21 protein-coding genes are annotated in these 21,769 nt (G+C 51.6%); 7 read left to right on the top strand and 14 right to left on the bottom strand.

Annotation, left to right across the window (positions count from 1 at the left end; all coding sequences use genetic code 11):
- Window positions 1-190 precede the first annotated feature (190 nt).
- Window positions 191-802, bottom strand: coding sequence for a MarR family winged helix-turn-helix transcriptional regulator (locus P8T57_RS19275; protein WP_341364046.1), 612 nt, complete (start codon window positions 800-802; stop codon window positions 191-193).
- 209 nt (window positions 803-1,011) lie between these two features.
- Between P8T57_RS19275 and ectA the strand changes: the two genes are divergently transcribed.
- The 5 genes from ectA (at window position 1,012) to mazG (ending at window position 5,988) form a co-directional block, all read left to right on the top strand.
- Window positions 1,012-1,560: a diaminobutyrate acetyltransferase gene (gene ectA / locus P8T57_RS19280; protein ID WP_007089564.1), complete on the top strand. Its 549-nt coding sequence runs from the start codon at window positions 1,012-1,014 to the stop codon at window positions 1,558-1,560.
- Between the two features lie 116 nt (window positions 1,561-1,676).
- On the top strand, window positions 1,677-2,960 hold the full coding sequence (gene ectB, locus P8T57_RS19285) for a diaminobutyrate--2-oxoglutarate transaminase (RefSeq protein ID WP_341364047.1): 1,284 nt from the start codon (window positions 1,677-1,679) through the stop codon (window positions 2,958-2,960).
- A 65-nt stretch (window positions 2,961-3,025) separates the two neighbouring features.
- Window positions 3,026-3,427, top strand: coding sequence for an ectoine synthase (locus tag P8T57_RS19290; protein ID WP_007089562.1), 402 nt, complete (start codon window positions 3,026-3,028; stop codon window positions 3,425-3,427).
- Between the two features lie 86 nt (window positions 3,428-3,513).
- Complete coding sequence (locus P8T57_RS19295) at window positions 3,514-5,013, top strand: aspartate kinase (RefSeq protein ID WP_341364048.1); 1,500 nt, start codon at window positions 3,514-3,516, stop codon at window positions 5,011-5,013.
- A gap of 150 nt (window positions 5,014-5,163) precedes the next feature.
- Complete coding sequence (mazG, locus tag P8T57_RS19300; RefSeq protein ID WP_114093417.1) at window positions 5,164-5,988, top strand: nucleoside triphosphate pyrophosphohydrolase; 825 nt, start codon at window positions 5,164-5,166, stop codon at window positions 5,986-5,988.
- 17 nt (window positions 5,989-6,005) lie between these two features.
- Here mazG and P8T57_RS19305 read toward each other — a convergent pair whose 3' ends face one another.
- The 11 genes from P8T57_RS19305 to ccsA all read right to left on the bottom strand — a co-directional run bounded on the left by P8T57_RS19305 (window position 6,006) and on the right by ccsA (window position 18,942).
- Window positions 6,006-6,812 carry an inositol monophosphatase gene (locus P8T57_RS19305; RefSeq protein WP_341365387.1) on the bottom strand — a complete coding sequence of 269 codons (807 nt, stop codon included), beginning with the start codon at window positions 6,810-6,812 and terminating at the stop codon, window positions 6,006-6,008.
- A 53-nt stretch (window positions 6,813-6,865) separates the two neighbouring features.
- Entirely contained in the window at window positions 6,866-8,212 is a 1,347-nt protein-coding gene (gene hflX, locus P8T57_RS19310; protein ID WP_306460227.1) for a GTPase HflX, read from the bottom strand.
- On the bottom strand, window positions 8,205-8,462 hold the full coding sequence (gene hfq, locus P8T57_RS19315) for an RNA chaperone Hfq (protein ID WP_007089557.1): 258 nt from the start codon (window positions 8,460-8,462) through the stop codon (window positions 8,205-8,207). Before hfq ends, hflX begins: the two co-directional genes overlap by 8 nt.
- A gap of 120 nt (window positions 8,463-8,582) precedes the next feature.
- Window positions 8,583-9,269 (bottom strand): HAD family hydrolase, encoded by a 687-nt coding sequence (locus tag P8T57_RS19320; RefSeq protein WP_341364049.1) that lies wholly within the window; start codon window positions 9,267-9,269, stop codon window positions 8,583-8,585.
- Window positions 9,270-9,331: 62 nt separating this feature from the next.
- Window positions 9,332-10,711 (bottom strand): Trk system potassium transporter TrkA, encoded by a 1,380-nt coding sequence (gene trkA, locus P8T57_RS19325; protein ID WP_341364050.1) that lies wholly within the window; start codon window positions 10,709-10,711, stop codon window positions 9,332-9,334.
- A 43-nt stretch (window positions 10,712-10,754) separates the two neighbouring features.
- Window positions 10,755-12,137, bottom strand: a complete 1,383-nt coding sequence (locus P8T57_RS19330) for a sigma-54 dependent transcriptional regulator (protein ID WP_007089554.1) — start codon at window positions 12,135-12,137, stop codon at window positions 10,755-10,757.
- 50 nt (window positions 12,138-12,187) lie between these two features.
- Entirely contained in the window at window positions 12,188-14,461 is a 2,274-nt protein-coding gene (locus P8T57_RS19335) for a PAS domain-containing sensor histidine kinase (protein WP_341364051.1), read from the bottom strand.
- A complete protein-coding gene (gene ntrC / locus P8T57_RS19340; protein WP_007089552.1) occupies window positions 14,458-15,906 on the bottom strand; it encodes a nitrogen regulation protein NR(I) in 1,449 nt (482 codons plus the stop codon). The genes P8T57_RS19335 and ntrC overlap by 4 nt, the downstream gene beginning before the upstream one ends.
- Window positions 15,903-17,048: an ATP-binding protein gene (locus P8T57_RS19345; protein WP_037992596.1), complete on the bottom strand. Its 1,146-nt coding sequence runs from the start codon at window positions 17,046-17,048 to the stop codon at window positions 15,903-15,905. The genes ntrC and P8T57_RS19345 overlap by 4 nt, the downstream gene beginning before the upstream one ends.
- 43 nt (window positions 17,049-17,091) lie before the next feature.
- The gene (gene dusB / locus P8T57_RS19350; RefSeq protein WP_114093415.1) at window positions 17,092-18,096 is read right to left on the bottom strand and encodes a tRNA dihydrouridine synthase DusB; all 1,005 of its coding nucleotides are present in this window, start codon (window positions 18,094-18,096) and stop codon (window positions 17,092-17,094) included.
- Between the two features lie 132 nt (window positions 18,097-18,228).
- Window positions 18,229-18,942, bottom strand: a complete 714-nt coding sequence (gene ccsA / locus P8T57_RS19355) for a cytochrome c biogenesis protein CcsA (RefSeq protein WP_258548347.1) — start codon at window positions 18,940-18,942, stop codon at window positions 18,229-18,231.
- Window positions 18,943-19,148: 206 nt separating this feature from the next.
- On the opposite strand from ccsA, the gene P8T57_RS19360 reads away from it, so the two are divergent.
- The gene (locus P8T57_RS19360; RefSeq protein ID WP_341364052.1) at window positions 19,149-20,342 is read left to right on the top strand and encodes a bifunctional 2-C-methyl-D-erythritol 4-phosphate cytidylyltransferase/2-C-methyl-D-erythritol 2,4-cyclodiphosphate synthase; all 1,194 of its coding nucleotides are present in this window, start codon (window positions 19,149-19,151) and stop codon (window positions 20,340-20,342) included.
- A gap of 65 nt (window positions 20,343-20,407) precedes the next feature.
- Here the strand turns inward: P8T57_RS19360 and P8T57_RS19365 are convergent, their stop codons facing one another.
- Both P8T57_RS19365 and cutA read right to left on the bottom strand, forming a co-directional pair.
- Window positions 20,408-20,971, bottom strand: coding sequence for a septation protein A (locus P8T57_RS19365; RefSeq protein WP_037992603.1), 564 nt, complete (start codon window positions 20,969-20,971; stop codon window positions 20,408-20,410).
- Window positions 20,972-21,031: 60 nt separating this feature from the next.
- Entirely contained in the window at window positions 21,032-21,388 is a 357-nt protein-coding gene (gene cutA, locus P8T57_RS19370; RefSeq protein ID WP_063091968.1) for a divalent-cation tolerance protein CutA, read from the bottom strand.
- A 104-nt stretch (window positions 21,389-21,492) separates the two neighbouring features.
- Here cutA and P8T57_RS19375 point away from each other — a divergent pair, with 104 nt between their 5' ends.
- The gene (locus tag P8T57_RS19375) at window positions 21,493-21,750 is read left to right on the top strand and encodes a hypothetical protein (RefSeq protein ID WP_007089545.1); all 258 of its coding nucleotides are present in this window, start codon (window positions 21,493-21,495) and stop codon (window positions 21,748-21,750) included.
- Window positions 21,751-21,769: the final 19 nt, after the last annotated feature.

The raw sequence follows: 21,769 nt of genomic DNA on the forward strand, positions 1-21,769 counted from the left end.
ATATTATGACAAATTAAACGTTATCTGTTTAATGAGAAAGTTCAGTCAAGCTGTTGTTATAAAACATAATACCTTTTCATGATCGGCGTTGTTAAATTTCTGCTCGACTATCATCACGACACATTCCAAGCTTTTCTTTTTGCGCCTGTCGTCTGTATTTTCGTACGCGAACCTCTTGGCTGCAGACCAATCAATGAGCGGATCTGGGTGGTTCACCACCCTTCTCTACGATTACCTCATGATCAAGCAGTGGTGCGACGTCATAGTCGCTGGCGTCCATCATACCGGAAACACGCTGCAGGGCTGCGATGAGGAAGCTTTGCTCCCACTCGTCAAGCGCCTTGAACTTATCAGAAAACCGATCATGAAGTGCCATTGGTGCACGACCCAGAACATTTCGACCATGCTCGGTCAATTGCACAAAGACCTTTCGTTTGTCTGTATTTCCGCGCGCACGCATCACGAGGTTCATCGCCTGAAGCCTATCGACAAGCGCCGTTGCGGAAGCCTGGGCAAGGTTGACCTTTCCCGCGATTTCCCCAACGGTCATTTCCCCGAATTCTTCAAGAGACTGGAGGACAATAAGTTGCGATGTCTTGAGGCCGGTGACTTTTCCAAGCTTTTTGGCGTGAATGTCGCTGGCACGTAAAATGCGTCGAATTGAAATGAGCGCTTCGTGCAACTTGTCCATGCTGCAATTTCCGGAATTTGTTGTTCTGATTTGACCAACTAATACCCCATAAAACTGATACTCTGCAACGTTTTCCGGACTCTTTGCATAGATGATCGAAATATATTTCAATCGAAATCCGTTGTATCATCTATGCAAATTTCTTTGATTTCCCCATAAGGCGAATGAGCCCACTAAAAATAGAATATCAAATAGTATCAATATATTGAGAGATATAACGATTTCGTCACAGAGAGCATGTTGACCTTTTTGCATCGATATTCTATATATTTATCGCGACATGAAAGATCGTGTATCGAAATAATAGAGCAGATAGACCGATGAAAATTGCCACCACAAACGGCAATAACGGCCGTAAAGCCAATTTGATGATCCGGAAACCCAAGGCCACAGACGGCGCAGCAGTCAATGAATTGATTGCTGAATGCAAGCCGCTGGACGAAAATTCTGTTTATTGCAACCTTTTGCAATGTTCGCATTTCGCAGATACCTGCGTGATCGCAGAACTTAACGGCGAGCCCGTAGGGTTCGTTTCCGGCTACATTGTTCCGGAAAATCCGGAACGTCTGTTTATCTGGCAGGTTGCCGTTTCACCAAAGGCGCGCGGCCTGAAGCTTGCGAAGTCCATGATTCTTGAAATCCTTGATCGCCCGATTTGCCATGACGTGACCGAGCTGCAGACGACCATCACGTCGTCGAATGCACCGTCACAGGGTGTTTTCCGTTCCGTGGCACGCGAACTGGAGACCGAGGTCAAACGCAAGGTCCTGTTCGAACGCGAAACGCATTTCGATGGCGCATCCGCAAGTGAAATACTTTGGCAGATCGGCCCGTTCGAGCGTGAGGACGTTGCGCGCGTAGCAGCCTGATCGCCAGATCATCATTTTCCTGCTTTCTGCTGTCATTTAGTTGGAACAAACCGGCCTGCCCGGACGTTTGCTATGACAGGACCATTTTTTTATTTTCCCAATCAAAAGAGGGAATTATGACTGTATTTGATCGTCTTGAATCGGAAGTCCAGAGCTATGCTCGCTCCTTTCCTGTAATCTTTGAAAAAGCGGAAGGTGCTTGGCTGACCGATACCGATGGCAAACGTTATCTCGACTTCCTTGCTGGTGCAGGTAGCCTTAACTATGGGCATAATCACCCTGTGTTGCAGGAAAAACTGATCGATTATATCAAATCGAACGGCATTACTCATGGCTTGGATATGCACACCAAGGCCAAGGCTGCTTTCCTGAATGCAATGGAAAGCAAAGTCCTGAAACCACGCAACATGGATTATAAAATCCAGTTTACCGGCCCAACCGGTACCAACGCGGTTGAGGCGGCCCTTAAGCTTGCGCGCCGTGTAAAAGGACGCGAAACCGTGATTTCATTCACCAATGGTTTCCACGGTGTAACACTTGGTGCACTGGCAATTACTGGTAACGAGCATCATCGTGGTGCTGCCGGGGTATCTCTTGATAATGCCGTGGCGGTCCCCTTCGATGGTTACATGGGTGACGGTGCCGACACGACTGAATATCTGGACCGTGTTCTGGGCGACAATTCAAGTGGTATCGCCCTGCCCGCTGCCATCATCGTTGAAACCGTTCAGGGCGAAGGCGGGCTGAACGTTGCTGATTTTGACTGGCTGAGAAAGCTGGAACAGGTCTGCCGTAAGCACGATATCCTGCTGATCGTTGATGATATTCAGGCGGGTTGTGGCCGAACAGGCACCTTCTTCAGCTTTGAGCCAGCCGGGATCAAACCCGATATGGTGACGCTGTCTAAATCGCTTTCGGCTTATGGTTTGCCGCTGGCGGTTGTTCTGATCAAACCGGAATATGATGTATGGCATCCGGGTGAACACAATGGCACGTTCCGCGGCAATAACCATGCATTTGTGACGGCGGCGGCTGCACTTGATCATTTCTGGTCGGATGACAAGTTCGCTAGCGATATCCGAGACAAGGCCGACTTCCTTGGCAAGCGCCTTGAACAGATTGCCGAACGCTATGGCGATGGGAAAATCTATCGCAAAGGTCGCGGCTTGATGCAGGGTATCTGCTTTGAAAGTGGCGAGGTCGCATCCAAGGTTACCAAGGAATGTTTCGCGCACAATCTGGTTATCGAAACCAGTGGCCCGGAAGACGAAGTCGTCAAATGCCTGGTGCCCTTGATCATTTCCAAAGAAGATCTGGCCCACGGCCTTGATATTCTGGAAATGGCGACCGCCAAGGCAATGGACAAGGAAATTGTTGCACCGAAGGCTGCTGCTGAATGATTTTAACTGGGCGACATCACGGTGTCGCCCTGCCCCACGGTTCAAATTAAATCAAAGAGTTATACATGATTGTTCGTACACTGAAAGAATGTGAAGCATCCGGTCGCCGTATCGTCGCCGATAACTGGGAAAGCACTCGTCTGTCGCTTGCTGACGATGGCATGGGTTTCTCGTTCCACATCACCACGATCTATGCCGGCACCGAGACCGAAATTTGCTACGCCAACCATTTCGAGACCGTCTATTGCATTTCTGGTAATGGCGAAGTCGAAACCATCGCGGACGGCAAGAAATACAAGATCGTGCCTGGCACAGTTTACATACTCAATAAGCACGATCGTCATTATCTGCGTGGTGGCACTGAGGATATGGTGGTTGCCTGTGCGTTCAACCCGCCGCTTAACGGGCGCGAAACCCACGATGAAAACGGGGTTTACCCGCTTGATGGTGATGCACTCGCCAGCTAGGGCTTTTGCTTTGGGGCGGCCATTACGGACCGCCCCAAGCTTTGAATGAATAGACTTTTCAAGGAAACGCCCCCAAAGGAGGCAACATGCTTTCAGCCCAGAAAAAGACTGTCGCAAAAACGGACGCTGGGCATAGCGTTCACAAGATCGGCGGAACATCGATGTCGCAGGTCAATGCCGTGATGGACAACATCCTTGTCGGCAATCGTAGCGATGAAGAACTTTATAACCGCGTTTTTGTGGTTTCGGCTTATGGCGGTTTCACTGACATGCTGCTGGAAAACAAAAAGACCGGTGAAGCCGGCGTTTATCAGCTTTATGCGGGTTCGGAAACCGATTGGGCATGGGGCGATTCCCTGACCAAGGTTTCTGAAAAGATGTGTGCGATTAACGAAGAAATCTTTGGCGATGCGTCGGAGCTCAAGCTGGCAAATGCATTCGTTCAAGAGCGTATTGAAGGCACGCGCAGTTGTCTGATGGACCTGCATCGCCTGTGCAGCTTTGGGCATTTCAAACTTGAAAAGCATTTGCTGACTGTTCGCGAAATGCTCAGCGCGATTGGTGAAGCGCATAGTGCCCACAACACCATGCTGTTGCTCCGTGCCAAGGGTGTTAATGCTGTTTTTGCCGACCTTTCTGGCTGGCGTGAGCCGGAAGCATCAACGCTTGATGGCCGTATCGAAAAGGTATTTTCCGATATCGATATCGCCAAACAGCTTCCGATTGCCACTGGCTATGCCCAGTGCAGCGAAGGTTTGATGAGCATCTATGGCCGCGGATACAGCGAAGTAACGTTTTCGCGTATCGCCTGCCTGACACAGGCCCGCGAAGCGATCATTCACAAGGAATTCCACCTGTCGAGTGCTGATCCACGCATCGTCGGTGAGGATGCCGTGCGTCCGATTGGTCGCACCAGCTATGATGTCGCCGATCAGTTGTCAAATATGGGTATGGAAGCCATTCATCCGCGCGCAGCAAAGGGGCTGCGTCAGAATGATATCCCGCTTCGTATTGCAAATACATTTGAGCCGGAACATCCGGGGACCGTCATTGACGATCATTGGGACCCGGATGACAGCCGTGTCGAAATCGTGACTGGCGTACCGACAGCATTCGAGATCGAAGTGTTCAATCAGGACATGGTTGGTGTCGCCGGTGGTGAAGAGACAATTCTGAGTGTCCTGAAACGCTTCAAGGTTCCAACCGTCACCAAGAACCTTAATGCAAATACGATCACGCATTATGTATCCGCACCGCTTAAGCAAATCCGCCGCTGTGTGGATGAGATCGAAGAGAAACAACCCGAAGCGAGTGTGAAAACCCGCAAGGTTGCAATTGTTTCTGTGATCGGTGCCAATATTGATCAGCCGGGCCTCTTTGCCCGTGCGGTTGGAATTCTTGACGCCGACGGCATTGAACTGGTCGCCAGCCACTATCCAAGTCGCCGTGTTGATCTTCAGTTCGTGGTTGCCGAAGGCGACTTCAACAAGGCAATCAAGGCGTTGCATCGGGGTCTTGTCGAAGGCAAGCGTAGCAAAGCTGACGATAAAAGCGCTGCCAAACCCGAAGAGCGTGCCGCAGCCTGATTAAATCAAGCGGCAATTACAAATCGAAACCCGCCAGTCATCTTCTGGCGGGTTTTGTTTTGCCTTGCTTTTCCGTGAGCTTGTCATGCAGGGTATGTCGCGTTACGACAGAATGAACAAGTCACAACGAATAAGCAGGACATTACGGACATGGCGAACCATAACAGCAAGGCAATCAATGCATTACTGGATGTCATGGCCAGATTACGTGATCCCGATGGCGGCTGCCCTTGGGACCTGGAACAGAATTTTGCGACCATCGCCCCCTACACAATCGAGGAGGCATATGAAGTTGCCGATGCGATTGCCCAGAATGATATGAGCGAACTGCGCGAGGAACTTGGCGATCTGTTGCTTCAGGTCGTTTTTCATTCGCAGATGGCCACCGAAGAAGGTCATTTCACCTTTGAAGATGTCGCAAACAGCATTGTTTCGAAAATGATTGATCGTCATCCGCATGTCTTTGGCGATGGTGATGCCATAACCACGGATGGTGTCAATCAGACATGGGAAAAGATCAAGGCCGAAGAACGTGCGCAAAAGGCTGAAACAAAAGGGCAGCAACGCCATAGCGCCCTTGACGGTGTGGCAAGCGCCCTGCCCGCGCTGATGCGTGCCGAGAAACTGACGAAACGGGCTGCGCGTGTCGGGTTTGACTGGCCATCCACGGATGAAGTTTTTGATAAACTGCATGAAGAAATCGGCGAGCTGCAGGCCGAACTGACTGAAAACCCTGATCAGGATCGGATTGAGGACGAGCTCGGTGACATGCTGTTCGTCATGGCCAACCTGTCGCGCAAGCTGGGTGTTGATCCCGAAGTTGCCTTGCGTCGCGCAAACCACAAATTCACACGACGTTTTCATTTCATCGAAAACGAATTGGCACGCGACGGGCGAAGTGCAGGGCAATCCGATCTGGAAGAAATGGATGCGCTTTGGAATGCCGCCAAACAGGCGGAGCGCAATAGCGGTTGAAGGATAAAGAGCGAAAACTACTCGAACAAAGGCAGCAATAACTCGTTCATTTCCGCCCAAAGTTCAGGTGAGGATGCACACAGTAAACCTGGTGCATTGCCATTGGCGTGATATTCATTCGATCTGTCAGCGGTGATATATTTGGCAACACCACCAGCCTCCCGCACAAGCAACGTGCCGGGCGCATGATCCCAGGGTTTCAGGTTGCGATAGGCGCAGAAATCAAAAAGTCCCCGGGCAATTTCCTGATATTCGGCCCCACAACAGGAATAGTGGGCAATCTCGTCAAAGAAATCGATATGACCATAATGCTTGCGAATACGATCACGCGCGAACGAGATCAGAAATCCCTTGGCATCTTTGGCTGCCTGAATGTCTGAGCGAACCCGGACGGGGGCGGCATTATGATACGTCCCCGCCCCTTTTTCCGCTACCGTTGCCGAACCCTCAATAGGGTCAACGATCCACGCAGCAATAGTTTCGCCACCGTGATAAAGGGCAACCATGCAGCGAAACGGCTGTTTGTGGTGGGCGAAGTTTTTGGTGCCGTCTACAGGATCGATGATCCAGATCGGGGCATCTTCACCAAACACACGTTCCGGCAGTTTCGGGTCTGCATGCGCGGCCTCTTCACCCAGTGCGACACTGCCGGGCAAAAGATCGCAAAACCTCTTTGTCAGAACACGTTCTGCCTCCGTATCCGCAATCGTTACCAGATCCATTGCATGGGTTTTGGTATCGATGTCGCCTTTTTCCAACTGCCCAAAACGCGGTGCGATCTCTTCTGCCGATACTTCGCGGATAATCTCAGTCACCTTATCCATATCGACACTAAGCACACCTTGTTCCTTTCCAGTCTGAGTTCTAACAGGCAATTCTAGACCAAATGCAGATCAAACCCGGATTTGGCGCACCAATCTTCGAAACGACCGACGCGACTGTCATCAATCCTGACCTGCACCGAAATGCCGTCCTCACCGTCAATGCGTTTTAGCACTTCGCCCTGTTCATAGAGCCGAGCCAACGCCTTGCCATCCGAATAAGGGACAAGGAGCTCGAAAACAGGCATGTCTTCGGTCAGCCTATCCTCGATCAGAGCCAGCAACGCATCGCAGTTGGTGCCTTTGATCGCTGATATTGCAATCGTATTGGCATTACGTGCCGAATATTCCTGCACAGCGGTCAAATCTTCGCCTTCAAGCTGATCGCATTTGTTCAGCGCCTCGACCAGCTCTTCGCCGTCAATTGCCTTTTGCAGACCAAGCGCTTTTAGAACTTCCAGCACGTCAAGCTTCTGGGCTTCCGCCTCGTGCGAGGAGGCATCACGCACATGCACGATCAAGTCAGCTTCGAGAACTTCTTCAAGTGTCGCCCTGAAGGCTGCCACAAGATCGTGCGGCAGGTCTGAAACAAATCCGACAGTATCGGACAGTATCACCTTACGACCACTTGGCAGTTCAAGACCGCGCATGGTCGGATCAAGGGTTGCAAACAGCATATCCTCGGCAAAGACGTCCGAAACGGTCAACTGGTTGAACAGCGTTGATTTGCCAGCGTTGGTATAGCCGACAAGTGCCACAATCGGATAAGGAACGCGTCGACGTGCCTCGCGATGAAGTTCGCGTGTCCGCTTGACTTCCTCAAGCTCACGGCGAAGTTTGGCCAGCTTGTCGCCAATCAAACGACGGTCAATCTCGATCTGACGTTCCCCAGGACCGGCAAGGAACCCGCGACCGCCACGCTGGCGTTCAAGGTGCGTCCATGTGCGAACCAGACGGGACTTTTGATAGCTCAGCAACGCCAGTTGGACTTGCAGGCGCCCTTCACGAGTGCGCGCACGATCAGCAAAGATTTCAAGAATAAGACCAGTCCGATCAATAACCTTGCATTTCCATTCCCGTTCCAGATTACGTTGCTGGATCGGGGAAAGCTGGCCATTGATCATGACAATGTCGGCTTCTTCGGCTTTGATCTGATTTCCAAGGCGTTCAACGACACCGGTCCCAAACAGGGTGGCCGGACGTGTCTTTGCTATGGGCACAACCTCTGCGCCCACAACTTCAAAATCCAGTGCGCCGGTCAGGCTGACGGCTTCTTCCAGTCGCGACGATGCGTCGCGCCAGGATCCAGCTTGATCCGCACGTTTCAGTTCCGGATGGAAAACGAGGACCCGGGGGCTGTCATCGTCGCCGTTAGCCCCCGCAGTCAGAGATTCATCAGCTATTTTCTTCGTCCGTCGCAGGCTGGCTCGGATCAAACAGTTTAATCGGTGTCGTCGGCATTACCGTCGAAATCGCGTGTTTGTAAACGAGCTGGGTGTGAGCATCGCGCCGCAGCAAAACAGAGAAATTGTCAAACCAGGTAATAATGCCCTGCAATTTGACTCCGTTGACCAGAAACACGGTAACCGGCGTTTTGTTTTTACGGCAATAATTCAGGAATACGTCCTGAACATTTTGTGATTTTTCCGCCATTGGTTAGACCTAGCCTTCTTTTATGAGCGTTTTTATCGTTTCGGGCGGTCAAGGAAAATGCAGAACCGACGACTTTTCTGTCAATTACGGCTCCGGCCCCATTTTTATGACCTGATTGAACTATAAGACTTTCGCAAAGCTTTTTACAAGCCTTACAAGCGCTTCGCAATCGGGGAAATGCCAATCTGGTCCAAGATTCGCGGAATTCGTGGTGTCCCCGTGGCCGGTAACTTCGTCGCCGATCAGTATCGCGGTTGCACCAACATTGCGCGCGCACTGAATATCGACCACGCTATCACCCACAAACCACAGATTCTCATATTGCGCCGCAGCAGAGTCGCCCATCGCCAGATGCACCGGATCAGCCGCCGGTTTGTCTTTTTTTGCATCTGTAGCCCCGACCACACCACCGAAAAAATGCCCCCAACCAAGATAGGCAACTTCCGAGCGCAGAAAATCACCGTTCTTGTTGCTAACCACCCCCATATAGGCACCAGTATCACGAAGCGCACTCAAAAGATCATGCGCCCCCGCGAGTGGCGTAAGGGTTTCCAAGTGGATCGCTTTGAAATGGGCATAGAAACGGTCTTTGGCTTCTTCCCAGCGGTTGTCGCCAAACAGGGTTGGGAAACTGTCCCGCAATGAACGCGCGACCCGTGTTTTTGTCTCGGCAAGGTCCCACCGATCCTTGCCAAAATCATCAAATGTCAGATTAAGAGCCGCCTGAATGGTTTCCCAGCTATCGACCAGCGTATTGTCCCAGTCGAAAATAACGGCTTTGGGCGGCAATAGCATTTTTTCTGACATGAATATATCCGGAACGCACGTTAATCTGATTTACAATAATAATGCTGCAAGCCTTTGAATTTTTAGAAATATTCCAGCCGTACGGCAAACATCTTTTCGACCTTTTTGATTTGCTCGGAGCCCGCAAAGACCACAATCCGGTCATTGGCTTCGATTACCGTATTGGCGCGTGGCATCAGGACTTCGCCATCGCGCAGGATTGCACCAAACACAACGCCTGCCGGCATGGCGATATCCTTGATCGCCTTGCCGACAATTGGTGCTGTTTCAAGTGCTTCTGCTTCCAGAACTTCGCCAAATCCTTCGGAAAGACTGTGCACCGCACGAATTCGCCCACGACGAACATGGTGCAGAATTGTCGACACCGTTGTCATGCGCGGGCTGATGACAACGTCAATCCCAAGCTCGGAGACCAAGGATGTATAGGTGCTTTTATTAATCAGGGTCAGCGCGCGCGGGCAGCCATACCGTTTCGCCAGAAGCGATGACAGAATGTTGGTTTCATCATCGTTAGTCAGCGCGACAACAGCCTCGGCATTGCCGACATTGGCCTCTTCAAGCAGTTCGGGATCAAGCACATCCCCGCGCAGAACCACGCTTTTCTTGGGCAGTTTCTGAGCAACGAAACGGGCACGTTCCGGATCAGCCTCGATCAGGCGGGTGGTGACACCTGGGAAGTTCCGATTGATTTCCTCGGCCAGGAAAAGTGCGATGTTCCCACCCCCGAAAATAACAATGCGTCGTGCTTCCGGGTCTTCGTGACCAAAGGCCGACATGGCACGATCCACCTGGTCACTAGACACCGCCAGATAGACCAGATCACCAGCCAGCATCTGATCATCGCCCTTGGGATAAACCGGTTTATCATTACGGATCATGCCAAGGATCGAAATATTAAGATCCGGAAAAAGCTGATGCAATTGCCGAAGCGGTGTATTGATCACCGGACAATCTTCGTTGCATCGCAGACCAAGGATTTTGACCTTGTCATCCGCAAACGGGATCATGTCGAATGCACCGGGCGCCCGCAAACGCCGTGCGACGGCGCGGGCAACTTCCATTTCAGGGGAAATCACAACGTCGATCGGCAACTTTTCACGGCCAAACAGGCTTGCCCATTCTGGCTGCAGATAGGTCTGGCTGCGAATACGGGCGATTTTCGTCGGCACATTAAACAGCGAATGCGCAACCTGACAGGCCGTCATGTTGACTTCGTCGGCAAAGGTCACCGCGATCAGCATATCTGCTTCATCGGCACCTGCCTGCTGCAAGACATCAGGATGTGATCCAAAGCCAATGATACCCTTGACTTCCAGTGTATCGGAAATCTTGCGAACCAATTCTTCCGATTGGTCGATAACCGTCACATCATTGTTTTCGGCAGCAAGGTATTTGGCAATGTGGAAGCCCACCTGCCCGGCGCCGCAAATGATGACCTTCATTGTTTCGTCTCCCGTTCAAAAGTTCCGGATCGTATGAGGCGGCTTATTCAGCACGTTCTCCATTCACGCCCAGACTTTTGAGTTTTCGATGCAAGGCCGAACGTTCCATTCCTACAAAACTTGCGGTTTTGGAAATATTCCCGCCAAAGCGCTCTACCTGTGTCTGAAGATATTCCTTTTCGAACATCTCGCGGGCTTCACGCAGTGGCAATGCCATGATTTCACTGGTTTTATCAAAATTCAAAGATACAGGAACATCTTCAAACAGCTCGGCTGGCAGCATTTTACCGCTGATAATATCCGTACTGTCATCCGGCGCCATGATCATCAATCGTTCAATCACATTTCGCAGCTGACGAACGTTTCCCGGCCAGTCATAGGAATGCAACGCAGCCAATGCTTCCCCCGACAGTTTACGCTTTGGCAGGCCGGTCGCTTCGGCGTAACGCACAAGGAACCATTCGGCAAGATCCGGGATATCATCGCGACGTTGCTGCAATGACGGCACCTGCAAGGGTACAACATTCAGACGGTAGTATAAATCCTGACGGAAACGCTGTTCAGCAATACGCTCTTCCAGGTCGCGCGCAGTCGTCGCAACGACACGAACATCAACACTGACCGGAACAGAACCACCAACACGTTCAAAGGTTTGTTCTTGCAGCACACGAACGATTTTTCCTTGCGTTTCCAGTGGCATATCAGCCACTTCATCAAGCAAAAGCGTACCGCCATGTGCGAGTTCGAGCACCCCGGTGCGGGCTTCCCGATTGGCAGCCGCAACCGCACCAAACAGGGATTCCTCCATCGTTTCCGGCGAAATATTTGCGCAGTTCAGCACAACGAATGGTGCATCTGAACGGGCGGAATTTTTGTGGATCAGGCGCGCGACAACCTCTTTTCCCGAACCAGCAGGGCCTGAAATCAGGATACGGCTTCCTGTGCGGGCAACCCGATCAATGGCCTGGCGCAATCCGTTGATGGCACTTGAGCTACCTACAAGTTCGGTATCGCCCCCTGCCCGCATGGTTAGTTCGCGGTTTTCGCGGCGCAGGCGCGCATCATCGATGGCACGCTCAACCACCAGCAAAAGCCGATCCGTATTGAACGGTTTTTCGATGAAATCATATGCCCCGTTGCGTGAAGCTTCGAGCGCGGTTTCAATATTTCCGTGGCCGGAAATCATGACTACAGGGACTTCGCTATGCTCACGTTTGATCAGCTTGAGAGTCTCGATACCATCGTGATCGCTTTCATCCATCCAGATATCGAGGATAACAAGGCTCGGACGGCGTGCAGCAACCTCGGAAAGCGCTTCCTGGCTGGAGCCTGCCTGACGGGTCTTGTGTCCTTCGTCTTCCAGAATTCCGGCAATCAGAGCCCGGATATCTTCTTCATCATCGACGATCAGAATATCGTGCGCCATGTCTTGACCAATATGCCCGTATTTAAATTATTGCTGATGAAACAACCAGATCAGTTGTTCAAAGAATTGCTGTCCGCAGTATCTTCTGCAGTTATGTGTTTGCCTGCGGTCGGAAACGCCAGCGTAACGGTTGCACCGCTCTCGACACCGTCGGCAAGTATAAGCTCTCCGCCATGGTCTTCCATGATTTTCTTGACGATTGCAAGACCAAGACCAGTACCTTTTGATCGTGTGGTGACGTAGGGTTCGGTAAGCCTTTCGCGGTTTTCAACCGGTAGACCTTTGCCATTATCCGAAACTGTCACATAGATACGTTGATTTTCATCAGAACGTGTCACAGAAATTTCGATACGTCCTTGTGGAAGCTCGGCAACATCACCTTCCCGCCCCTCGATCGCCTCTGCGGCGTTTTTAAGGGTGTTGGTCAGACATTGGTTAACTTGACGCGCATCACAGGATACCTCAATTTCACGACCTGCCTTTGCGTCGAAGTCATAGATGATTTTGGTGTAGGCCTGTTTTTGCAGGAACACGGCACCTTTCACCAGATCAACAATCTTTTCCGATTTCATCTTTGGCGATGGCATTCGGGCAAAGCTTGAAAATTCGTCAACCATGCGTCCAATATCTCCAACCTGACGAATAATCGTGTCGGTACAGGTTTTAAATACCTCGGTATCGCTTTGAATTTCCTTCAGATATCGACGTTTAAGACGTTCTGCTGAAAGCTGTATAGGAGTTAGCGGGTTCTTGATCTCGTGGGCGATACGGCGGGCAACATCGGCCCATGCGGCCATCCGTTGCGCGGTTTGAAGTTCAGTGACATCGTCAAAAGTTACGACATATCCGAAAATAGACCGGTCTTCCGCACGCTCGATCGTGACGCGCGCTAAAAGCATAAGGTTCAGACCATCGCGCCGTATTTCGATCTGCCGTGATTTACTGCGATCCCCTTCCTTGCTGAGATCTTCGAACAACACGGAAAATTCCGGGATAACCTCGCAGATCGACTGCCCGATAGCCCCATCCAGATCAATTCCCATCAGGTCCGATGCGCTGCGGTTTGGAAGATTGATGTGACACTCTGCATCCAGTCCGATAACGCCTGCCGTCACACCACCCAAAATGGCTTCTGTAAAGCGCCGACGTTCATCATTCAGGCGGTTGGCCGCCACCAGTTCCGTCCGCTGCGTGTCAAGCTGGGCCGTCATGCGGTTGAAGGCACGGGTTAATGCCTCAAGCTCGTCCTCCTGCCCCGCAAGCGGAACGCGGAAGGTTAAATCGCCATCGCTGACTTTTTCGGCACCGATGATCAACTGAGAAATCGGTTCAACCAATCGCGTTGCGACCATCAGCCCTAGCGTAACCGCCGCCAAAAGCAGAACAACCGCGATCAGAACAAAGATCATGACAAAGGTGATCACGATCCCTGACCGCTCGCCTTCAAGGTTTTCGTATGCGGTAACCGCTTTGCGGGCCTTATCGATACGCTCCAGCACATTGGGATCAACGAACCGGCCAACAAGAAGATACCCGTCGATGAAGCTATCAAGATGTGTCATTGCGCGGATGCGATTATCGGTATTGCCCAAAATCAGAACCACATCATTATTTCGAGCGCGATCATATACTTCCTGCGGGATTGGCGACAAAACCGGATCGTATGAGAAACTGTAATCGGATTGCGCCAGAACGGCTCCGCTTCCATCAATAATGACGGCTTCGGGCAAACCACGTGCATCTGCCTGCGCCGTCAGAATTCTGTTGATCCGCTCCCGGTCAGTTGCAAAGTTGACGCCAAGACGTTGAAGGTCATTTGCCGTTGCCAAAACATCGGCCCGGATCAGTTCCTGATGTTCTTTCAGATATGCTTCGGCAATCACCATACTTTCTTCGACGGCGGTTCGGATGCGATCACTGAACCATCCCTGAATACCGAAATGCAGGAACAACGCGGAAAATACGGCAACGATAATCGCTGGCGTTACCGCGACCAGCGAAAATAGCAGAACCATTCTTGTATGCAGTTTGGCGCCGGCCGTACCACGACGTCGCTCGGCCCATATCTGGACGAGCTTGCGGGCAACCAGCGTGGCAAGTGCAAGAACAAGAACAAGGTCAATATTCAGCAAAAGGATGATCAGACGGGGTTCTGGCCGTAGCGGCGCGGTACCGGTCATCGCGAGATAGGTCGCAAGAACAGATACAAGCGCGGCACAGACCAAACCTATCGCAAACTTTCGCGATTGGCTAAGTCGCCCCAGGAACCTGACAAACCACGACTGCATAAGACGACTGGTGACGGGTCGTCCGGCTTCGGTCATTTTGCGCCCCTGACAACTTCCAGTCCGAGATCACGAATTTTCTTGCGCAGGGTATTGCGATTAAGCCCAAGAACCTCGGCTGCCTTCACCTGATTGCCCCTGGTCGCTTCCAGTGTAACAGTCAAAAGCGGGCGTTCCATTTCACGCAGAATACGATCATAAAGACCACTTGATGGCAAATCCTCGTCATGGGCATCGTAATACTCGCGAACATGACGTTCGATCGATTCAGCAAGTGACTGGGGCTCTCCGACTGGGGCTGACTCGCTGATGTTATTTTCGGAAAACTCGGTTTCGATAACATCGACACCAATCACATCATGCGAATATAGAGCCGTCAGACGGCGCACCATGTTTTCCAGTTCGCGGATGTTGCCCGGCCAGCGATGCACCTTCAAACGCGCCATCGCATCGGAAGAAAGCGTCTTGCGAGGAAGTCCCTCTTCGCTTGCCTGCATCAGGAAGTGATTGACCAGTTCCGGGATATCTTCAAGCCGCTCCCGAAGGGATGGCAAACGGATCGGCACGACATTCAGGCGATAGAATAAATCCTCGCGGAAAGTTCCCTCGCGGATCAGTTTGCGCAGATCGCGATGTGTTGCCGCAACAATACGAACATTAACGCGGATCGGCGTGCGCCCGCCAACACGGGTATATTCGCCTTCCTGAAGGACACGAAGCAAACGGGTTTGCGCTTCAAGCGGCATATCACCGATTTCATCGAGAAACAGCGTACCGCCCTCGGCCTGCTCAAAGCGGCCAACCTTGCGCTCGTTGGCGCCGGTGAAAGCCCCCTTTTCATGACCGAACAACTCGCTTTCGATCAGTTCACGCGGGATTGCTGCCATGTTAATGGCAACGAACGGCCCATGACGACGACCGCCATATTCATGAAGTGCACGCGCTACCAGCTCCTTGCCGGTACCACTTTCACCAGTCACCATCACTGTCAGGTCGGTGTTCATCAACCGGGCCAGCGCACGATAGATTTCCTGCATTGCCGCAGAACGACCGATCAATGGCAGACGGTCATCACCTTCATCATCTGATGATTTGGCATTGTCGGCGGCTTGTGGTGTTTCAAGCGCACGATCAACAATGCTGATCAACTCGTTTAAATCAAAAGGTTTTGGAAGATATTCAAAGGCTCCGCGCTGTGCTGCTTTTACGGCTGTCATCAGGGTGTTCTGCGCGCTCATGACGATAACGCGTAAATCCGGTCGAAGCTTGCGGATACGCGGCACCATATCAAGCCCGTTTTCATCTGGCATCATGACATCCGTAATCACCAGATCGCCGTCCCCATCGGCAATCCAGTCCCACAAGGTACGTCCGTGACCGGTACTGCGGACCTCGTGCCCCTGACGCGACAGAGCCTGCGTCAGAACAGTACGGATCGCACGGTCATCATCAGCAACAAGAATTCTGGCCGGGCTCGGGCTCATACGGTTTCTTCCTTGTTTTTCATTATATTATCCGCACTGACGTCTTCGGCCAACGTGCGGTTATAGATCGGCAGCATGATCTGAAATTCGGCACCGCCCCCCGGTGCGTCTTTCACTTCGATAACACCACCATGATCATTGATAATTTTTGCCACCAACGCCAACCCCAGTCCGGAACCGGTTGGTTTGGTGGTCACAAACGGATCAAACAGGCTTTCGCGCATATCGGGCGCAATACCTGGTCCATTGTCGCGCACCGAAACAACCAGTGGCAAGTGCACACGTGCATCGCCGCCAGCCACAGCCAGACGGATCCCATGCTGGTAACGCGTTGAAATCACAATATGACCGCTGTCATGGTCGACAGCCTCGCCTGCATTTTTAAGAAGGTTCAGAAATACCTGAATCAGCTGATCGCGGTTGCCAAATACCGGTGGCAACGACGGGTCATAGATTTCTTCGAATGCAAGGTGTTTGCCAAAACCGTTTTCAGCAAGCCTGCGGACATGTTCAAGCACGGTATGAATGTTAACCGCACCGCGTTCCATCGGCTTGTCGGAAAAGATTTCCATACGGTCAACAAGGTCAACGATCCGGTCGGCCTCATCACAGATCAACCGCGTTAGTACCCGGTCGTCTTCATTCGATGTTTGTTCAAGCAACTGTGCCGCGCCACGAATACCCGATAGCGGATTTTTAATCTCGTGCGCAAGGATCGCTGCCATCGCACTTACCGAACGTGCCGAGTTCCGGCTTAACAACTGATTATCAATCTTCTGAGCGATAGAGCGCGGCTCGAACGTCAGAACAGCGCAATCAGGTTCATCTGGCATCGAGCCCACTGTCAGATTGACGGTATGTTTGCCAATCTTCGGGCTTTCGATCAGAAGATTATGATCCGCCACCAAGGTTGCTTCGTCGATAGCCTGACTGATCAGCGAGAAAACCGGGCTGTCACCGGGAATGAAGTCCTTGAGGTTGCTGCGGCACAAAACGGCGGCGCTGGTATTGAACAGCTGTTCCGTCGCCTGATTGACGAAGCGGATTTTGCCATCCCGATCAGAAACGACGACCGCACTAGCAATTGCATTAAGCACGCCAGTCGGGTCCACCCCGTTTCCTTTGCCAAATCCAAGTCTCATTCAAAGTTTCCCCGATAATATCGCTATTTAATTCTTGTTTTTCTCAGGCCGCGGCCTGTTTGTCCGCATTTTCGATCAATGGCTCGTAGAATGCCCTTATCTGATCCTTGACTTCAAATGGGTCACTTAACTCATTCACAATACGACGGAATTCAGTCGCGTTGCGTAAGCTGTTGCAATACCACGCCAAATGTTTTCTTGCGATACGGACACCTTGCTGACCGTGATGATCAATCATCGCATCATAATGACTAAGGATCGTTTGCAGTTGCACAGCAAGCGACGGCGCTGACAGTTTCTGACCGGTTTTCAAATAATGTGATACCTGTGCCAGAAACCACGGTCGTCCCTGCGCGCCACGCCCTACCATTACACCATCAGCACCGGAACGTTTCAGAAGCTCTGCCGCATCTTCCTCGCTATTGACGTCCCCATTGCCGATAACCGGGATCGATACCGCCTGTTTGACCAGTGCAATTGCGTCCCAGTCCGCATCGCCTTTATAAAACTGGCAACGTGTCCGACCATGGATGGTCAACATCGCAATTCCCAGATCCTCGGCGATTTTTGCCAGACGCGGTGCATTACGATTGTCATCGTCCCATCCCAAACGCATCTTAAGCGTCACGGGTACGGAAACGGCATTGACGGTTGCTTCAATGATATCGGCAGCAAGATTCTCATCACGCATCAGGGCCGATCCGGCATAGCCCTTTGTGACCTTTTTGGCAGGACAGCCCATATTGATGTCAATGATCATAGCACCGCGATCTTCGTTCATCTTTGCGGCAAGCGCCATCTCATCGGGTTCAGTTCCGGCAAGCTGAACGGAAAGCGGGCTTTCGGCTGCACAATCGCCGTGCATTTTGCGCACTTCTTTTTGATGGCGCTGGATACGTGTCATGGCATCAGACGCAATCATTTCCGAGACAACCAGATGCCCGCCAAACTGGCGCACCTGTTGCCGAAAAGGAAGGTCAGTCACACCTGACATTGGTGCCAGGATGACATTCTCTGGCACATTTACAGAACCGATCTGCAAAGACATGAAGGAAATCCGATTGCCTAAAACTTGGGCAGATTAATGAAACTGGCTCGGCGTTGCAACAACTCTAAGCGAATTGGCGAATATAAGCCAACCAACACGGCCGCCACCTTTAAACAAGGCCCGGAATATTCATCAGATCAGATATCCCGAAACAAATCGAACGCCCGGGAATGCCAGGGTAAGCAGCAGCCATGCCCCCAGCACAAACCGAACAGCCATACGCCCGCGCAGAGTGGATTTTTCGTGAATGAATATCAGTCCGCAAATCACGGCAAAACCAAGCAGGGTAAGAAGCATCTTGTGATCAAGATAGAGCAGCGATTGCCCCTCGACCTGGCGCAATGCAAAACCGGTAATAATTCCGATCACAAGGACCCATGCCGACCATTTCAGAAAACTCACAAGCATGTGTTCGCTGTCGCGCAACGGCGGCAGGCGACGGCTCCAGCGGTTTGGACGGCGGTTTTTAAGTGCATCTTCCTGAACAACATAGCCCATGGCCGCAATTGCAGACAGTGTCACAAGCGCATAGGTTACAAGTGACGTTCCGATATGAACCCAAAGCCAGCCAGAATAAAGAACCGGTTCTGCAACCGACGGGCCCGCAACAGGTTCAAATACGTTAAAAACAGCTGCAACTCCGCCGAATGCCAAAAGATATCCACCGATATAACCGGCAAGACGCCAGATTTGTTTCGGCCCGTTGCATATGACAAGCCCGCCAAAGATCAGGATCACGGAAAGTTCCGACCAATGCAAAGCCGCTGTAAATCCGCGCGATTGCACTTCCTCGCCCGTCAGGCCAAGCACGATCACCGTACCAGCCGCGGCAACAAATATGGACATAAACAGCCATATGTCGCGCTGCGGGTCGCGCCGCATGATTTGCGTGGTTAGCGGTAGCAAACATAAGATATGTAAGGCGGCAGCAATCATGTTCGGATCCGGCCTAAAGGCGTTTACATCATAACATCAGGCAAATGGCGACTTGGCAAAGTCATCGCAGAAAGATAGCCTGCGGCGCAATTCAGACAAGTCACGGCACCACGTTTATGACCAAAAAAATCGCAGTTGTCATCGTTGCAGCAGGCAGCGGTAGCAGATTTGGTGATCCGATACCAAAACAATATCATCTGCTTGGCGCAAAGACATTGCTGCGTCACTGCATTGATAGCTTCGCTAAGTATGTGCCGTCCGAACTGATCAGGGTCATTTATAATCCTGACCATCAGGATTTGTACGATAATTCGGTTAAAGGCCTATCCTTGGTCGCCCCGGTGCCCGGCGGAGTGACAAGACAACAATCTGTCCTGAACGGATTACGTTCACTGGAAAATGAAAACCCTGACCACGTGCTTATTCATGATGCGGCAAGGCCGGGCATTTCAGACGATGTTATCGACCGCGTCATCTCAGCTCTAGCGACATATCAGGGTGCCATTCCCACCCTTCCCGTTCTCGACACCATCAAGCAGACGGAATCCACCGGGATAATTAGACGAACCATTCCACGAGAACAGCTTCATCGCGCCCAGACACCTCAGGGGTTTCATTTCAAAACGATCCTTGATGCTCACCAACGGTTTGAGGGGCACGAATTCACTGATGATGCCGCCCTGCTGGAACAACTTGGCCTGGATGTGGTCTGCGTAGAGGGGGCTGTTTCAAACGACAAGATTACGCGCCCCGACGATATCGGACGCGCCCGTGACTGGATTAACCCTGTTCCAGCCTCAGAGAAAGACAGCGATATGACCCACGAAGAGTTCCGGGCCGGTACCGGTTTTGACGTTCATCGATTTGCCCCAGGTGACCATTGTATCCTTTGCGGTGTCAAAGTCCCCCACTCTGCACGCCTTGAAGGCCATTCAGATGCGGATGTCGGCCTGCATACGTTAACAGACGCATTGTTGGGTGCCATTGGTGCCGGCGATATCGGCCAACATTTCCCGCCTTCTGACATGAAATGGAAGGGGGCAGCATCGGATCAGTTTGTTCTTCACGCAGTCAATCTGATCCGCGAACGCGGCGGACGCATCGTCAATGCGGATATCACCCTGATTTGTGAGCGGCCCAAAATAGGACCGCATACACAGGCCATGCGCGAAAAGGTTGCTGAAATTCTTGGTATTGAAGTTGATCGCATCAATGTGAAGGCGACGACGACAGAGCGCCTGGGCTTCACCGGACGCGAGGAAGGTATCGCGGCTCAGGCTGCGGTCAGCGTCGCCCTACCCGTCAAATAGCGTGTTCTTCCATTCAATAAGAAAGGCAGGATGAAAATCCCGCCTTTCTTATTTTCGTTCAGACCTTATGCCGGAGATGAACCGTTCTCTTTTTCTGGCAATTGATGTTTCATCAGGACTGGAACCTGGGCCATGCCAAACACCATGGTCAGCGGCATAATCCCCCATACCTTGAACGCAACCCATGTATCGGTCGAAAAATTGCGCCAGACAATTTCATTGATCACGGCAAGAACGACGAAGAAAATGCTCCAGCGCCAGGTCAGGATGCGCCATCCTTCGTCCGTCGCCTTAAATGCACTTTCCAAAACCAATTTCAAAAACAGCTTTCCAGCAATCAAACCGCCAAACAGGATCGCTGCAAACAGCAGATTGACAATCGTCGGCTTGATTTTAATGAACAGATCATTGTCGAGATAAAGCGTTAAGCCGCCAAACACGATCACGAAAGCGCCGCCAATCAACGGCATCACCGGAATGGTTCGGGCAATAGCATACGATACTGCCAGCGCAACCACTGTTGCCGTTACAAAAACCGCTGTTGCAGTCATAAGATTGGTTGTCGCATTGACTGCGAAAAACAGGATCAGCGGCCCCATTTCAAGGGCAAGTTTTGTAAGCTGGTTCATTGGTCACTTCGTTAAATGTAAAATTTCGGCCATCCTAGGGGCCAAAGGCCATTGATGCAATCAATTCGGGATTGTTGCCCCTGCGACCTGACCGCGCAACCAATCGACATATGGTTCATTTCCCCTGCCTAATGGAATTTCCAGAATACAGGGAACATCATAGGGGTGATGATCTGTGATCCATTCCGAAAGCGCCGTTGCCGCTGCGCTGGTCGATTTCAGAATAACAATTATCTCGTTTTCTTCTTCGATATCACCATCCCATTCATAGATTGCCGTCATTTGGGGCATGATGTTCGCGCAGGCCGCCAATCTTTCTCGAACGGCACCGCCCGCAATCAAGCGGGCGACTTCCATGTCCGGCGCGGTCACATAAAGAAAGACCATGTCACTACGATCAAAGGACTTCGATGTCATGGTGATTGCCCCTCGGTTGATTATCCGTCACACTTACCTGCAATATATAGCTTCATCATCACATCGCGCCACACACAAACCTATTCTATCAATTCAGGGATGCCATGACGGGGAAAAAGCAGGTGAAACCGACACAAACACAACTCGATTGGTTGCGCCGTGGCCTTAGCCAGCCGGGTGGAAAGTTGCCGCTCTTTGACACCAATGGCAAGCAAATCAGTGAAAAAACAGTCAAAAGCTGCATTGATCATGGATGGGCTGCCCCATGGTTCGACAACCCGATCAAACCGGACTGGCTTATTTGCAAACTGACCGATGAAGGTCGTAGGGTTGCGACCTCTGTTGCTGATAAAAACGCATAAGGACATCCGGTCGCGGTCC

Source organism: Thalassospira sp. SN3W (assembly GCF_038070535.1).
GTDB classification, from domain to species: Bacteria; Pseudomonadota; Alphaproteobacteria; order Rhodospirillales; family Thalassospiraceae; genus Thalassospira; species Thalassospira xiamenensis.

Bases quoted from the DNA above. Each gene is read 5' to 3' on its own strand.
- P8T57_RS19320 (WP_341364049.1), bottom strand. From the start codon at position 9,269: ATGTCAGAAAAAATGCTATTGCCGCCCAAAGCCGTTATTTTCGACTGG.
- ectB (WP_341364047.1), top strand. From the start codon at position 1,677: ATGACTGTATTTGATCGTCTTGAATCGGAAGTCCAGAGCTATGCTCGC.
- P8T57_RS19360 (WP_341364052.1), top strand. From the start codon at position 19,149: ATGACCAAAAAAATCGCAGTTGTCATCGTTGCAGCAGGCAGCGGTAGC.
- ccsA (WP_258548347.1), bottom strand. From the start codon at position 18,942: ATGTCCATATTTGTTGCCGCGGCTGGTACGGTGATCGTGCTTGGCCTG.
- mazG (WP_114093417.1), top strand. From the start codon at position 5,164: ATGGCGAACCATAACAGCAAGGCAATCAATGCATTACTGGATGTCATG.
- P8T57_RS19290 (WP_007089562.1), top strand. From the start codon at position 3,026: ATGATTGTTCGTACACTGAAAGAATGTGAAGCATCCGGTCGCCGTATC.
- hfq (WP_007089557.1), bottom strand. From the start codon at position 8,462: ATGGCGGAAAAATCACAAAATGTTCAGGACGTATTCCTGAATTATTGC.
- trkA (WP_341364050.1), bottom strand. From the start codon at position 10,711: ATGAAGGTCATCATTTGCGGCGCCGGGCAGGTGGGCTTCCACATTGCC.
- P8T57_RS19345 (WP_037992596.1), bottom strand. From the start codon at position 17,048: ATGAGACTTGGATTTGGCAAAGGAAACGGGGTGGACCCGACTGGCGTG.
- ectA (WP_007089564.1), top strand. From the start codon at position 1,012: ATGAAAATTGCCACCACAAACGGCAATAACGGCCGTAAAGCCAATTTG.
- P8T57_RS19330 (WP_007089554.1), bottom strand. From the start codon at position 12,137: ATGGCGCACGATATTCTGATCGTCGATGATGAAGAAGATATCCGGGCT.
- dusB (WP_114093415.1), bottom strand. From the start codon at position 18,096: ATGTCTTTGCAGATCGGTTCTGTAAATGTGCCAGAGAATGTCATCCTG.
- P8T57_RS19305 (WP_341365387.1), bottom strand. From the start codon at position 6,812: ATGGATAAGGTGACTGAGATTATCCGCGAAGTATCGGCAGAAGAGATC.
- P8T57_RS19295 (WP_341364048.1), top strand. From the start codon at position 3,514: ATGCTTTCAGCCCAGAAAAAGACTGTCGCAAAAACGGACGCTGGGCAT.
- ntrC (WP_007089552.1), bottom strand. From the start codon at position 15,906: ATGAGCCCGAGCCCGGCCAGAATTCTTGTTGCTGATGATGACCGTGCG.
- P8T57_RS19365 (WP_037992603.1), bottom strand. From the start codon at position 20,971: ATGAACCAGCTTACAAAACTTGCCCTTGAAATGGGGCCGCTGATCCTG.
- P8T57_RS19335 (WP_341364051.1), bottom strand. From the start codon at position 14,461: ATGACCGAAGCCGGACGACCCGTCACCAGTCGTCTTATGCAGTCGTGG.
- P8T57_RS19375 (WP_007089545.1), top strand. From the start codon at position 21,493: ATGACGGGGAAAAAGCAGGTGAAACCGACACAAACACAACTCGATTGG.
- cutA (WP_063091968.1), bottom strand. From the start codon at position 21,388: ATGACATCGAAGTCCTTTGATCGTAGTGACATGGTCTTTCTTTATGTG.